The sequence below is a fragment of the Chryseobacterium rhizoplanae genome (assembly GCF_900182655.1).
GTDB lineage: Bacteria > Bacteroidota > Bacteroidia > Flavobacteriales > Weeksellaceae > Chryseobacterium > Chryseobacterium rhizoplanae.
Window position 1 is genome coordinate 82,497 of the sequence record NZ_FXTC01000002.1, and the last position, 14,418, is coordinate 96,914.

The 14,418-nt window shown below is 38.3% G+C and carries 11 protein-coding genes; 7 read left to right on the forward strand and 4 right to left on the reverse strand.

The window, feature by feature from the left end; all coding sequences use genetic code 11:
* Nucleotides 1–30 precede the first annotated feature (30 nt).
* A complete protein-coding gene (locus tag FN817_RS05700; RefSeq protein ID WP_142717108.1) occupies nucleotides 31–795 on the reverse strand; it encodes a DeoR/GlpR family DNA-binding transcription regulator in 765 nt (254 codons plus the stop codon).
* Between the two features lie 116 nt (nucleotides 796–911).
* Between FN817_RS05700 and FN817_RS05705 the strand changes: the two genes are divergently transcribed.
* The 7 genes from FN817_RS05705 (at nucleotide 912) to FN817_RS05735 (ending at nucleotide 10,142) form a co-directional block, all read left to right on the forward strand.
* Entirely contained in the window at nucleotides 912–2,510 is a 1,599-nt protein-coding gene (locus tag FN817_RS05705) for a glycerol-3-phosphate dehydrogenase/oxidase (RefSeq protein ID WP_142717109.1), read from the forward strand.
* 10 nt (nucleotides 2,511–2,520) lie between these two features.
* Nucleotides 2,521–4,017, forward strand: a complete 1,497-nt coding sequence (gene glpK / locus FN817_RS05710; protein ID WP_142717110.1) for a glycerol kinase GlpK — start codon at nucleotides 2,521–2,523, stop codon at nucleotides 4,015–4,017.
* A complete protein-coding gene (locus tag FN817_RS05715) occupies nucleotides 3,972–4,772 on the forward strand; it encodes an MIP/aquaporin family protein (RefSeq protein WP_262712097.1) in 801 nt (266 codons plus the stop codon). Before glpK ends, FN817_RS05715 begins: the two co-directional genes overlap by 46 nt.
* Before the next feature lie 4 nt (nucleotides 4,773–4,776).
* On the forward strand, nucleotides 4,777–5,589 hold the full coding sequence (locus FN817_RS05720) for a hypothetical protein (RefSeq protein WP_394345033.1): 813 nt from the start codon (nucleotides 4,777–4,779) through the stop codon (nucleotides 5,587–5,589).
* Between the two features lie 177 nt (nucleotides 5,590–5,766).
* Complete coding sequence (locus FN817_RS05725) at nucleotides 5,767–6,189, forward strand: hypothetical protein (protein WP_142717112.1); 423 nt, start codon at nucleotides 5,767–5,769, stop codon at nucleotides 6,187–6,189.
* Nucleotides 6,190–6,359: 170 nt separating this feature from the next.
* On the forward strand, nucleotides 6,360–7,337 hold the full coding sequence (locus FN817_RS05730) for a hypothetical protein (protein WP_142717113.1): 978 nt from the start codon (nucleotides 6,360–6,362) through the stop codon (nucleotides 7,335–7,337).
* A gap of 78 nt (nucleotides 7,338–7,415) precedes the next feature.
* Nucleotides 7,416–10,142 (forward strand): hypothetical protein, encoded by a 2,727-nt coding sequence (locus tag FN817_RS05735; RefSeq protein WP_142717114.1) that lies wholly within the window; start codon nucleotides 7,416–7,418, stop codon nucleotides 10,140–10,142.
* Between the two features lie 60 nt (nucleotides 10,143–10,202).
* On the opposite strand, the gene FN817_RS05740 is transcribed toward FN817_RS05735, so the two are convergent.
* The 3 genes from FN817_RS05740 to FN817_RS05750 form a co-directional block, all read right to left on the reverse strand.
* Entirely contained in the window at nucleotides 10,203–12,446 is a 2,244-nt protein-coding gene (locus FN817_RS05740; protein WP_142717115.1) for a zinc-dependent metalloprotease, read from the reverse strand.
* Between the two features lie 158 nt (nucleotides 12,447–12,604).
* Nucleotides 12,605–13,096: a low affinity iron permease family protein gene (locus FN817_RS05745; RefSeq protein ID WP_142717116.1), complete on the reverse strand. Its 492-nt coding sequence runs from the start codon at nucleotides 13,094–13,096 to the stop codon at nucleotides 12,605–12,607.
* A 94-nt stretch (nucleotides 13,097–13,190) separates the two neighbouring features.
* Nucleotides 13,191–14,387, reverse strand: a complete 1,197-nt coding sequence (locus FN817_RS05750; RefSeq protein WP_142717117.1) for a PepSY-associated TM helix domain-containing protein — start codon at nucleotides 14,385–14,387, stop codon at nucleotides 13,191–13,193.
* Nucleotides 14,388–14,418 lie beyond the last annotated feature (31 nt).

The following is a 14,418-nucleotide window of genomic DNA, read 5'->3' on the forward strand; positions in this document are numbered from 1 at the left end:
GATTTTAGAAAAGAAATTAAAATGATACCCTTACTGAGCAACAACAGTAACTCCAACTTCTTCCAGTCCAGCCCTGTCTTCCGCAGAAATACAGCTGTCAGTAATCAGATAATCCACCTGATCCAAAGCTGCAATTTTCCCAAATCCTTTCTTATTCAGTTTTGAAGAATCTGCAAGAATCACTGTTTGATCTGCGCACTCCATCATAATCTGGTTCAGATGAGCTTCCGCAGCATTGGAAGTACTGATTCCGAATTCCGGATCAATACCATCCACTCCCAGAAAGAGTTTATTGCATGAAAACTGCTTAAGGATCCCTTCAGAAATAGAACCTACTATAGATGTAGAACTTTTCCGCACTTCACCACCCAACTGTATAATATTAATATTAGGATTATTGCAAAGTTCAATGGCCACCCGCAGAGAAGATGTCAACACTGTAAGCGGACCAAAATTCATCAGCATCCTGGCAAGATAATGCATGGTAGTTCCGGATGCCAAGATGATACAGTCATTTTCCTGAATCAATGATAAAGCTGCCCTCGCAATAGCCTGCTTCGCCTCTACATTGATGTTTTCTTTTTCTACAACATTTTTTTCATAAGCATACCTTACCTGCTTACTCGCCCCTCCGTGATTCCTGAAAAGAAGCCCCAAACTTTCAAGATAGTTCAGATCCTTTCGGATCGTAACTGAAGAAACATTGAGCTTTTCACACAAATCCTGAACAAGAACATGTCCTTTTTCATCAAGCTCTTTCAATATTTCATCCTGTCTTGGTAGTAGCTTTTCCATTTTATTCGTTTCATCAAAAATACCGTTTTTTTTTCACTTCTTAAAATTTCATTTATTTTCTTTTTGCTTTCATTTTTAATTTATATATTTGAAAACGAAACATAAACGAAACATTTATGAAACGAAACGAAGAACTCAGTAAGTTAACCAATGTAAAAGAATGGGACTTTATTGTCATAGGAGGAGGAGCCAGTGGTTTAGGTTCAGCATTAGACGCAGTAAGCAGAGGATTCAAAACTTTATTGATTGAATCTCATGATTTTGCAAAAGCAACATCCAGCAGAAGTACCAAACTAGTACACGGCGGAGTAAGATATCTTGCCCAGGGAGATGTCGGATTGGTAAAAGAAGCATTGAAAGAAAGAGGACTTCTGGCAAAAAATGCAGCACATATCGTAAAAAATCAGTCTTTCATTATTCCGAACTATACATGGTGGGGAGGGATCTACTATAAAATAGGACTCTCCGTTTATGATTTCCTTGCCGGAAAATTAAGTTTGGGAAAAACAAAATACATCAGCAAATCAAAAACTGTTGAAAAGCTTCCTACTATTGAACAAAATCACCTGATGAGTGGTGTTGTTTACCAGGACGGACAATTTGACGATGCCAGACTTGCGATTAACCTTACCCAGACCATTATTGAAAAAGGCGGAAGTGCAGTCAATTACGTAAAAGTCATCAACCTTCTAAAAGATGCTTCCGATAAAGTAATCGGGGTTGTGGCGGAGGACCAGTTTTCTAAACAGCAATATCAGATTCACGGTAAAGTGGTCATCAATGCAACCGGTGTCTTTACGAATGATATCCTTAATATGAACAACCCTAAGCATGGTAAACTAGTAGTACCAAGCCAGGGAATTCACCTTGTATTGGATAAATCTTTCCTGAAAAGTGATGATGCGATCATGATTCCAAAAACTTCAGACGGCAGGGTTTTATTTGTTGTTCCATGGCATGACAGAGCTTTAGTAGGAACTACAGACACTCTTTTAAAGGATGAAAGTTTTGAGCCTCGCGCCCTGGAAGAAGAAATCAACTTTGTTTTAAATACCGCCAGACAATATTTAGCTAAAAAACCAACCCGTGAAGATGTAAAATCAGTTTTCGCCGGGCTTCGTCCTCTTGCCGCTCCTAAAGATGGAAGCAAAAGTACAAAAGAAGTTTCCCGAAGCCATAAAGTGATTACATCAGAAACAGGACTGGTTTCTATTATCGGAGGAAAATGGACAACCTACCGTAAAATGGCGGAAGATACCGTAGACGAAGCTATGAAAGTTCACAAGTTGGGAAATAGCCCATCTAAGACTGAGCACCTTTCCATCCATGGAAATGTAAAACCGGAGCAGGTAGACAGAACGAACCACCTGTATGTTTACGGATCTGATATTCCTTCTATAAAAGCACTGCAGGAAAGCAACCCTCGTTATGCCCAAAAAATTCACCCGGACCATCCTTTTACTGTAGCAGAAATAGTTTGGGCTGTAAGAACAGAGATGGCAGAAACTATTGAGGATATTCTGGCAAGAAGGGTACGTTTACTGTTCCTTGACGCAAGAGCCGCTATAGACACCGCTCATAACGTAGCAAGAATCATTGCTGAAGAAAAAGGATATTCTGAAGAATGGGCTCAGCAGCAGGAAAATGAATTTATTGAATTAGCAAGAGGGTATTTATTAACTCCTTATTCACCTAAAGTTATCAACCTAAATTAGCACTATATACATGAATGAAAAGCTTATCCTCGCTCTAGACCAGGGGACGACTTCCTCCAGAGCGATTCTCTTCAATCACAGTGGAGAAATAAAATATGTATCTCAGAAAGACTTCAGTCAGAAATTCCCTACCCCAGGCTGGGTAGAACATGATCCGAATGAAATCTGGTCTTCACAGATCTCAGTAGCTGCAGAAGTTATCGCGAAAGCAGGGATCTCCGGACTGGAAGTTGCCGCTATCGGTATTACGAATCAACGTGAAACCACCATCGTTTGGGATAAGGAAACCGGTGAACCTATCTATAACGCAATTGTATGGCAGGACCGCAGAACTTCAAAATACTGCGACGAACTTAAAGAGCAAGGACATGCGGAAACAATCAAAGAAAAAACAGGACTTGTTCTTGACGCATACTTCTCAGCAACCAAACTAAAATGGATTCTCGATAATACAGAAGGAGCAAGACAAAAAGCAGAAGAAGGGAAATTATGTTTCGGAACTGTTGATACCTGGCTTGTGTGGAAACTTACCCGCGGGAAAATGTTTATCACAGACGTGTCCAATGCCAGCAGAACAATGCTTCTGAATATTCATACTTTAGAATGGGATAATGATTTATTAGAACTATTCAACATACCAAAAGCTATTTTGCCTACGGTAAAACAAAGCAGTGAGGTATATGGTGAAACCGCTACTACCCTGTTCTCTACCAAAATTCCGATTGCAGGAATCGCGGGAGACCAGCAAGCGGCCTTATTTGGCCAGATGTGTACTACTCCCGGAATGGTAAAAAACACTTACGGAACAGGATGCTTCCTGTTAATGAATACCGGAACGGAGGCTGTTACTTCTAAAAACAATCTGCTTACAACAGTAGCCTGGAAAATCAATGGAGAAGTGAATTATGCACTGGAAGGAAGTGTATTTGTGGGAGGTGCAGCCATTCAGTGGTTAAGAGATGGGCTTAAGCTTATTCATTCATCTGAACAGGTAAATGAATTGGCTGCTTCTGTAGAGGATAATGGCGGAGTGTATTTTGTTCCTGCATTGACGGGGCTTGGTGCTCCTTATTGGGATCAGTATGCCCGCGGAACTATTGTAGGTATTACCCGTGGTACTACCGATGCCCATATCGCAAGAGCTACACTGGAAGGAATTGCATTTCAGGTTTATGATATTGTAAAAGCAATGGAAGCAGATTCCGGAAGAGCAAGCCTTGAATTAAGAGTAGACGGAGGAGCCTCTGCAAGCGACCTTCTGATGCAGATACAGTCTGACCTTTTCGGTTTTAAAATCACACGACCTAAAACACTTGAAACAACAGCACTAGGAGCAGCTTACCTGGCCGGCCTTGCTGTAGGATACTGGAAAGATGTAGCTGAAATTCAGTCTCAATGGATTGTTGACAAAGATTTCCACCCTCAGTTGGAAAAAGAACATGTGGATAAAATGGTACACTCATGGAGAAGAGCTGTATCACGTTCTCAAAGCTGGATAGAAGATTAATTCACTTATCAAAAAAAACTTATATGACCCCATTTATCGCAGAAGTTATCGGGACGATGCTTCTAATATTGTTAGGCAACGGTGTTGTAGCCAATGTTGTCTTAAAAGATACGAAAGGAAATAATTCCGGGTGGATCGTTATTACTACCGCATGGGCATTAGCCGTTTTTGTGGGAGTAACCGTTGCAGGGCCAATAAGTGGTGCCCATCTGAATCCGGCTGTAACCATTGGACTGGCCGTTGCAGGGAAATTTTCCTGGGATCTCGTTCCTTCTTATATCGCAGCCCAAATGATCGGAGGAATGCTGGGTGCATTTCTGGTGTGGCTTTTCCATAAAGATCATTTTGCAATCACAGAAGATGAAGGCGCTAAACTGGCTTGCTTCAGTACTGGTCCGGCAATCAGAAAGACATCCTCTAACCTGATTAGTGAAATTATCGGAACATTTGTACTGGTATTCTGTGTTTTCTATTTTGCAGGCCCCAGCATTTCTTTGCAGGCAGACCCAACCGCTAAAGTAGGATTAGGCTCTATCGGGGCCATTCCTGTTACGTTTGTAGTGTGGGCAATTGGTTTATCATTAGGAGGAACAACAGGATATGCCATTAACCCTGCAAGAGACCTTGCCCCAAGAATCATGCACGCCATCTTACCTGTAAAAGGAAGCAGTGATTGGGGATATGCCTGGATTCCTGTTATAGGCCCAATTACAGGGGCTATAATCGCAGCAGTTATATATGGATTTTTAAAATAAACACATGATGAAAAAAATCTTAAAGGGAATCTTTCTTCTTGCTTTAGGCACAGGAAGGTTATTTTCACAGGAAACTGGTGAAACCAAGGAAACCAAAGAAGGCAGACTTGATTTTACAGCCAACATTCAGAATAATCACTTATGGAGAGGGCTTATTATTACAGACAAGCCTGTTGTAATGGGAAATCTTTCTTATGCTTTGGATGCAGAGAAAAAATGGAAAGTAGGAATTTGGGGAGCTTCTGCATTAGCAGATGATAAGGACAATACCCATTATAAGGAGATCAATTATTATATTCAGTATTCTGACGGTCGTTTTTATATTGGATTATGGGATCTTTATAACTCCAGAAATATCAATACTGCAGTGGCCGCTGATGATATCTTCAGCTATTCACAGAGAAGAACAGCTCATATTATTGACTTAAGAACAAATTATACTTTCGGGCCTTCATTCCCGATCAATATTGAAGCTGACATTATGCTGTATGGAGGAGCCAATGCAGGAGAAGTCATTCTGGAAGCCGACGGAAGTTATAAGAAAAACAGATATTCCACTTATGTTCAGGCAAGCTATCCTGTCATCAGTGGACAGAAAGTAAACCTGGATGCTTTTGTAGGAGCCGGATTTGCCCTTAACGATAAAACCTTTTTGTATGGTAATGGCAAAAACAGTTTCGACATTGTAAATGTAGGGGTAAAAGCAGGTAAAGTAGTCAAGATCACAGATCACTACAGCCTTCCTGTAACGATGATGGCGATGTGGAATCCGTCTAATAAGTATGCAAGAATTCAGCTTGCTGCAACCGTTTTTTAATCTGAATGAAACTAAATTATAGAAAAGCCACTCCTTTGGGGTGGTTTTTTGTTACATAGCTCTTCCTAAAAAGGAGAAGGATTATGTGACTTTAAAAAATGGTAAAAACCCCATCAATAACCGGGTTTTTACGGAGTATATTTTGTTTAAATATCTTTAATTTTGAAAAAAAGAGTAATGAAAAAGATTTTCAGTTTAATGATCCTGTTTATCAGTATTTTTACGTTGGCACAGCAGGTAAAGATTCCTTTTACCGGACACAGAAGCTTTGATATCATGAAAGGATACAGTGGCACCGGTACTCCGCACTACTATCTGGATATAAAAGCAAATGGTGATGTTCATTTTGGATATGTTCAGGTGAACCAGGCAGACGGAAAAGAAACAACAGAGGAAATCAATGCCGGAAAATATGCTCCTAATAAAGTCATGAAAGTAGTTTTCAAAGAATATGAGGAGACATTTTTGGTGAAATTCGACAAAGACAAAATTTACCTTACCGATGAAAGGGGAAATATTCTACATCTTGATGGATGCTGTTCTTCCAGAGAGAGCATTGATAAGGAAACCTGTAAGTGCGAAAGTGAACTTTACAAGTAGTAAAACAGTATATAGAGAGAGTCGTTCCATTGGGGCGGCTTTCTTGTTGGGAAAAGCGATCCGTCAAATTAATCACCGGGATTTTACGGTTTATATTTTGCTTAAATATCTCTATTTTTGAAAAAGCATATGACTACAATGAATTGTGGCTTCAAGAGTGATTTATATCAATGAGACATTTTAAAATTTTATTCGTATTTCTTCTCTTTCTTATAGGGTCATGCAATAAGAAAGAAAATCATCCTTATACTTTTTATTACTGGAAAACCAATCTGAAACTGGATCAGGAAGAAAAAAAAATAGCAGATCAGGCTACCGTACCTTATTTATACACCAGGTTTTTTGATGTAGACAAAGTGAACGGAAAATTTCAGCCGGTAGCTGTTATTACAAAAGACAAGAGTTTTCAAACGGATAAACAGATTGTTCCTACGGTTTTTATTACCAATCAGACTTTGCTGGGAATTTCTGCAGAAGAGATCAGATTTCTGGCTGAAAGTATCCATATTTTAATTCAGAAGAAAGCCGAAGAGTATCATCTGAAAACCAATAATGAAATTCAGATCGACTGTGACTGGACAGCGGGAACACGAAATGATTATTTTAAATTTCTGAAAGAGCTCAAAAAGATCTCCGGAAAGAAAGTCACCTGTACCCTTCGTCTTCATCAGGTAAAAGATAAAAAACAGACCGGAATTCCTCCTGTTGAAAAAGTGTATCTGATGTGCTATTCCACTTCATCACCACTGGAAAATTCTGACAAAAATTCAATTCTGGACATCAACATTCTGAAAAGCTATCTTTCAAAAATGGAAGACTACCCTATCAAAAAAATTGAAGTAGCACTTCCTATCTATTCCTGGGGAATTGTCACCAATCATTTGGGCAAACATAAACTGATCAATGCTTTATCCAAAAGAGATCTTGAAAGCCCAAATTTCAAAAAGATATCCGAACACGAAATTCAGGTGTTGAAAGATGGATTCTATTTTGGAAGTTATTTAAACAAAGGCTTCAAAATAAAGGCAGAAGAAATCTCTGAAGAACAACTTAAAGAGGTGATCTCATTTTTAGAGAAAAAAATCCCGCATTTTAATATTATTTATTATCAATTAGATAGTAAATTTGTGTTAGATCGGAAATTTTAATCTCCCGGAGATAGAGGCATACCTGTCTAGACCAAACCATAAACTATTACACAAAATTAAAAAAACACTACGAACCCTATGAAAAAGTATATTCTTTCACTTGCGGTTGTATCACTTTTCTATACAAAATCTGACGCCTGTGCGTGGTCAGATCCTGATTATGATTACTTCAACCTTTTTACGCAAACCATCATCAAGGACAAGGCTTATCTTCCTTTTCTGCACAACTATTCAAGCAGATTTTATGGAGGATACAATCCTGCGCTGATTCCTGATGACAATATTGAAACATGGAAGAAGTTCTTCAACAATCAGCTTAGCTATACCGAGACGCAGAATCTGGTGTATAAGATGAGTATGAACGACCTGAATGCCTTAAAGAATGGAAGTCCGACAAATCCTCTTCTACAAAAACTAGGAACCGGATTCTACCAAAAATACAAGGAAGGTCTTGATTATCTGATTGAAGCCAAGTATCTGGAGCCTTATATGAGCATCAATTATGTTGAGAATGAGAACTCATTTTATTACGACAGAGATGCCAACAGGAAAAATGCAACAGCTCTTGATTATAACAAAACTATTGCTGCTTTAACGTCTTTGTACAATGCAGCAAGAAACCCTGAGATCAAGCAACGTTACGGATATCAGCTTGTACGTCTGAACCATTATACCAGAAACTATGATTCTGCAATGCAGGCATTCAAAACCTATGTGGCTCCGATCAAATTGAAAGGAACTGTTTATTTCATGGCTCTGGACCAATTAGCCGGAGCACAGAGAGGATTGGAAATGAACAGTGATGCCAACTGGAATTTCTTCCAGGTATTCATGAACAGCAAAGACCGCAAGGAATCAGCATTTGTTTCTATGAAGCTCTCTGATACGGCATCTTTCAGCAATATTATGAAAAGAGCCAATACGAATGAAGAAAAGAATATGGCGTATTTCCTTTTAGGGTATGAAGACTTCAACAATCCGATTCCAACTATGGAAAAGATGTACGAAATCAATCCTGATTCTGAAATTCTGAAAGTAATGGCTGCAAGAAGCATTAATGAACTGGAAAGAAGCTATCTGCCTACGTATTACTACACTTCAGATGCTGCTAATAGTCCGTATATACAAAGAGGAAAAGCCGATAACAATACTACTACAAAAGATACTAAAGCCACTACCACTACTGAAGTAAAGGAGGAAAAGCTTTCTTTCTGGCAAAAAATTGTAAGGTTCTTTAAAAACCTGTTCGGAGGTTCAAAATCTAAAGAATCTGCTGACGGAAAGAAAGTGGATCAAAGCGACGATGAATTGCTGGACAATCCAAACAGAATTCCATTCTATACTACTTCCGGATATGGGTATGATGATAAAATGAAGGACTATCTTGATGACCTTCAAAAATTCACTGACAAAACTAAAGAAAAATCCAAAGATGAATATTGGCAGATTGCAGATGCCTATCTGAAATTCCTGAAAAAAGATTACAAAGGAAGTACGGAAATCCTGGAAGATATAAAAACAGCAAATCCTGAATATCTGGAAGAGATCAAAAGAATGAAAGTTCTGAATGACATTGTTTCCCAGCCGAGAATTGATGCCAAGTATGAAGATCATCTGATGAAAGATTATGCTGAATATTTCGTTGAGAAAAAGGTAGAGAAAGATACAGCCACTACAGATAATTACGATTATTATGGTGAAGTGCCGTCTACCGCCGATTTCCTTAAGGATGTTATGGCAAACCGTTATTTCCTTCAGGGTGAAGACGGAAAATCCTTCCTGATGAACAATAAGCTTTCGGATCTTCAGTACAACCCGAATTCTGGCCTGGTGAAGAGTGTGGAAGAGTTTTACAGAAAGCCTGATAAAACCCAGTTTGAACAGCAAATCATTGCTAAAAATATGGATAGCGTAGGTAATATCGACGCCTTCTTTAATACCATTTACGGAGACAGAGCAATGAGACTGGCTGATTTTGAAAAGGCGAAATCTTATTATGAAAAAGCAAAAAGCTTTGCCGGTATCCCAAGACAGAATTACGAATGGACCGAAAAGACTGGCCAGACCATTACAACCAAACAATACACTCCTACTGAATACGACGGATTCAAAAATATTTCAAATCTTGTATTCGGACATAATGTTTGGGAAAGTTTCGGAAGTGCTGATACAGAAAGTATGAAAGCTGAAAATTATGCTGATTTCCCTTTCATTAAAACCAGCATGAACAAGCTTGAGCTGGCAGATGTATTGATTCAGCTTAAAAAAATCGGAAATGGAACGGGTGAAAAAGCCGCAAAAGCCAATCAGCTTATCGGAAACCTATTGTACAACACCTCTATTTTAGGATATTACCGTGAGTTGTTTGTAATGGATATTGACAACAGCAACGGAGGCAAATATGACTTCTGGAATACGGACAGAAAGAATCCTTACAAGTATTATTATAAAAACTTCCTGGACACTTCTTATATTGAACCTGATAATTTTGATCTATCAATTAACTATTATCAAAAGGCACTTAAGCTTTCCAATAATAAGGAAGAAAAAGCAAGAATCTTATTCCAGATGGCCAGTGCTGAACAAGGTAAATATTACCAGTACGAAGCGAAGGCTCCAAAAGATTTTGATTATTCCGATCCTAAGTGGTCTGAAAAAGAAGATGCCCGCCAAAAGGAAATGGACAATCTGAAAAACCAGAAATACAGAACCTATTTTGCTCAGCTGAAAGCCCAGTATTCTGATACTGAAACAACGAAAAACCTTATGGGAAGCTGCAGCTATTTCAGCTATTTTATGAGATAACACAAACGATAAAAAAACCTCTGATGACTCAGAGGTTTTTTATTTTTACTTTTTGTTCAACTATTTTTTAACAAATTTAGTGGTAGTCTTTTCTTCTTTACCGTTGTTGATCGTAATAAAGTATACACCTTTTACAAGCGTACTGACATTAATTTTACCATCACCTATATTTCCATTTGAAACCAACTGCCCCGGAGCATTGAAAATTTCGTAAGATGCATTTGCAGATACATTCAGAACGTTCAATACATCTTCTACAGGGTTTGGATAGATCTTAACTGGTTTTACATCACTTTTTGCTTCAGAAACAGCCATTGTACCGGATACTGTAGCTTGTTTCACTGCATAAAATACATTACCAATAGCCGACACTCTCAAATGAATCGTCTTACCTGCCAATGATGCCGGGATGAAAACACTTGCAGATCCGTTATTTGGAACTGATGCTGCAAGATCTGTCCAGGTTACTCCGGCATCTTCCGTATAATCAATTTTTACATTAGCTACATTATATGGGGAAGCTGTTGTTCCGGAAACAGTCCATGTAATCGTAGAATTGACATTAGGATTAAGTGATGTTGTATTGACTGTAAATGCTGCTGCAGATCCTACTACTATTGTTTGTGTTGCATAAGCTGTCTGAGCCTGTCCTGCTGGTTTGTTATCTCTTACTGTTACACGGAAGTTTGTAGTTCTCGCTACCGTACTTGCTGCTTCAAAATCAGTTGTATTTTTTACAGCTCCTCCCAAAACAGTTGCCAGTTTAGGGAAATATCTTGTAGGGCTGGTAGTAGGAGCCCATGATCTGAAATTCGCTCCCGTGGATGTATTTCCGATATTACTTTTAGTAACACCTCCTGATAAACTGCTTGAGTTCACTTGTTCCCAGCAATAGGTCAATGCATCTCCATCCGGATCCGTTGCTGATGCTGTCAGTACAAATGCTGTAGATTTCGGAATAGTATAAGTGGTGTTCATTGCAGTTACAACAGGAGGATTATTGGTGATTGGTGTTTCTACATCAACTGTTACTGCAGCAAGATTAGTCTGTACCTGATCAATACTTACAGTATGAAAATAAGCATCAGAATGTTGCTGAACATCTGTATTGTTACCTGTAATTCCGGCATAGCCCATAATTGTAGATCCCGATCCTGGTTCCACACATACGCCTGTTCCTTCATTAAAACTGTAGGTATGATTGTCTCCCAATTGATGTCCTATTTCATGAGCTACATAATCTATGTCAAAAGTATCTCCCATTGGGACATTATTTGCTGGCGAAGTAAAACCACTCCCTTTGTAATTATCCGGAGAAGTGTAAGCATAATAATTACCCCCAGCATCCTTACAGTCACTTTGCGCAGCAGTATAAGAGGTTGTACTGATATCATTACTTCCTATACAGCCTATACAGCCTGCATTTCCACCTCCCCCAGAAGCTCCGAACAGGTGTCCGATATCAAAACTAGCATCTGTGACTCCATAAGCGCCACCATGTAACACATTCATTAGTTCATTATTCCACTTACACATAAAATCCGATGTACTGTAAGGATCTGTAGCAGCATTGGTAAAAATAAGATTGGGAGCATCGATTGCATTGACATGCAGATTAAATTCTTTTTCAAATACACCATTTACTCTTGACAAAGTAGCATTAATCTGTGCAAGCGCTCCAGCAACACCACCAAAATAGGTGGTATACTCACCTGTCACAGACATTGCAAGTCTAAGGGTATGAAAAGTTTTGTTATTTGATTTTGCCGCTGTTCCGGAATTCATCAGCTTCTGTATTCTGGCAACAGCTTCTTTATCCTCTTTTGTACTACATGCAAATGCATGCCCATTTTTGCTCGCCTTACCATGTACAGAGTAATAAGATTTATCTGCAGTTGCCGGTTCTATAAATTCATATTTACCATCAGGACCAATGATCATAGATTGAAAATCATTGGGAGCGACACTAAACCTGATATATTTGGAAGGATCATCAGTGCCGATTCCTACATAGGACCCTAACTGATATTTGTTAGCCAAAGTCTCATCCATTACCGGAAAACTGTTTACTGTAAATTTCTCAATTTTTCCCTCAAGAGTAGGAATACTGATCGTAATAGGAGCGCCCTCACCTATTTTAGGAGCCCTCAGCAGTTGAGTTCTGATCTGATCTATATCGAGTTTATAATAAACTGAGTGATCACTTTTCTTTACGATTTTTTGTTCTGGCAGCCCTCTGCTCCATTGTGCATTTGCTGATATTGCTAAAAATAATACCGGCAAACAAAATAGTTTTGTTTTCATTTAATATTTTTCAACAAACTTAAACATTCATCAAACAAAATACTAAATAATAAACAAAAAATCAAATAAATATACAAAAACACAAATTAAAAATAAATAATATTGAAAAAATATTACAATAATTAAATTTGAAAGAATTTTTTAAATCAAAAAACCGTTTATTTTTTTTGTTCCTGCTTCTGCATCCATTCTTCATGTTTTCTTTTGAAGAATTCATATTTGTAATCCTGATTTCTTTGTGCGGCGTCAATGGAATGGGAAGTATGAATATCAGCATCTTTTTTAGCAAGCTGAGCCAGCTTTTCATAATAATGGTGAAGCTGGTCAAGCTCTACCTCTGTAAGATCTTCAATATCTACAATTCTGTTGCTGGCTTTTTCGTGGGCGGCAATAATTTCGTTCAGTTTGATCTGTATTGCTTTTGAATCTTTATTCTGAGCTTTCTGAATAAGGAATACCATTAAAAAAGTGATAATTGTGGTTCCGGTATTGATGACAAGCTGCCATGTTTCTGAATAACCAAAAAAAGGACCTGTAACTGCCCATATCACTACGATCAGGAAAGCTCCGATAAAAGCAATAGGACTTCCGGTAAATTTCACAGCCCAGTTTGAAAATTGTTCAAAAATATGATGATCTTTATGGCTCATAGCTTCTTTTTTTATCTGTAATAAATGTATAAAAATTAATCTGAAATCATGAAAAGGTTTAGAATATGAGGTATCTAAATACTTTGGGTTGTTTCTATTTCATTTTTCTGAATCTATGCCACCAGATCACAAACCCTGTCACCGGCAATGAACAACCGATAAGAGAAACTATAAAGTAGAGAATAATACTGGGCAGTCCCATGATCTCTCCTGTGTGTAAGGGTTTAGCCAAAGCAGTAAACTGTTTGTTCAAAGGTTTGTCTGAAAACAGTTCCTTTGTTTTGAAAACTCCGGTTTTATCAAATGTCACTTCATCCGGGAACATCATTCCAAGGAAGTTTTGTCTGTTGGCTTTGATAACAACATACCGCGGATTTTCTTTATTGGGAAGTTCTATACTTGTAACAGCAGTGTAAGGAAGGTGCTGATCTGCCAGCTTTACAATTTGATCTATAGATGCGGAAGTAACATCTTTCAGGTTTTTCTTTTCATCCTGTTTCTGAAGCATATCTTCCAGAAGTCCTCCGAAGGCATCATCTTCACTGTCTTTTTCTTTTGAAATGTTATCTATTGATGACCCTCCAAGACTTATGATCAAAGTATTCTTTACCCATGGATAAGTTACATACAAACCGGTAACGGCAATAAAGAAGAGCATCAGAAAAGTATAAAATCCCAGTGTATTGTGCAGATCATAATTGACCCTTTGAAATTTTGCTTTGAACATAACGGTGAGCCCTTGTTTCAAAAACTTCAGTTTCTTCGGAAGCCAAAGAATAAATCCTGAAATCAGCAGAACACAAAACATAAGAACTGAGGCTCCTACCATCTGCCTTCCTGCATTTCCCATCATCAGGTTTCTATGAAGATCCAGAACAGTTTCAAAAAATTTCCCCGGGCCAACATCCGGCTGTCCGAGAACTTCTCCTGTATATTGGTTATAGTAAGTACTTTTATCCAAATTATTCTCCCGGTAACCAATCATATAACTTTTCCCTTTATCATCGGGAATCATCAGGGAAGTAAGTTCTTTATTATGCTTTAATAATTCTGTCTGGATCAGGTCAGGGTTCATTGCTTTTCCTGAGCTCGGACTTATGTATACTTTATCCCTATTGCTAAAATCAATAATCTGATTCTTGAAAGCATACAAACAACCGGTAAGACACATTACAAAAACAATGACACTTGATAGAAGTCCCAACCAGAGATGAGTAATCCAGATCAGGTATTTTGTAAGCGATTCGTTTTTTCTTCTTTTTCTGTAAAGGCTTTTGAATAATAATCTCATTGTTTAACAGCAAAAACATTAAGACAGTAGT

What these genes read in the sequence shown, in the direction of transcription:
- FN817_RS05740 (WP_142717115.1), bottom strand. Translation starts at nt 12,446, where the DNA reads ATGAAAACAAAACTATTTTGTTTGCCGGTATTATTTTTAGCAATATCA.
- FN817_RS05705 (WP_142717109.1), top strand. Translation starts at nt 912, where the DNA reads ATGAAACGAAACGAAGAACTCAGTAAGTTAACCAATGTAAAAGAATGG.
- FN817_RS05745 (WP_142717116.1), bottom strand. Translation starts at nt 13,096, where the DNA reads ATGAGCCATAAAGATCATCATATTTTTGAACAATTTTCAAACTGGGCT.
- FN817_RS05720 (WP_394345033.1), top strand. Translation starts at nt 4,777, where the DNA reads ATGATGAAAAAAATCTTAAAGGGAATCTTTCTTCTTGCTTTAGGCACA.
- FN817_RS05700 (WP_142717108.1), bottom strand. Translation starts at nt 795, where the DNA reads ATGGAAAAGCTACTACCAAGACAGGATGAAATATTGAAAGAGCTTGAT.
- FN817_RS05730 (WP_142717113.1), top strand. Translation starts at nt 6,360, where the DNA reads ATGAGACATTTTAAAATTTTATTCGTATTTCTTCTCTTTCTTATAGGG.
- glpK (WP_142717110.1), top strand. Translation starts at nt 2,521, where the DNA reads ATGAATGAAAAGCTTATCCTCGCTCTAGACCAGGGGACGACTTCCTCC.
- FN817_RS05715 (WP_262712097.1), top strand. Translation starts at nt 3,972, where the DNA reads ATGGAGAAGAGCTGTATCACGTTCTCAAAGCTGGATAGAAGATTAATT.
- FN817_RS05750 (WP_142717117.1), bottom strand. Translation starts at nt 14,387, where the DNA reads ATGAGATTATTATTCAAAAGCCTTTACAGAAAAAGAAGAAAAAACGAA.
- FN817_RS05735 (WP_142717114.1), top strand. Translation starts at nt 7,416, where the DNA reads ATGAAAAAGTATATTCTTTCACTTGCGGTTGTATCACTTTTCTATACA.
- FN817_RS05725 (WP_142717112.1), top strand. Translation starts at nt 5,767, where the DNA reads ATGAAAAAGATTTTCAGTTTAATGATCCTGTTTATCAGTATTTTTACG.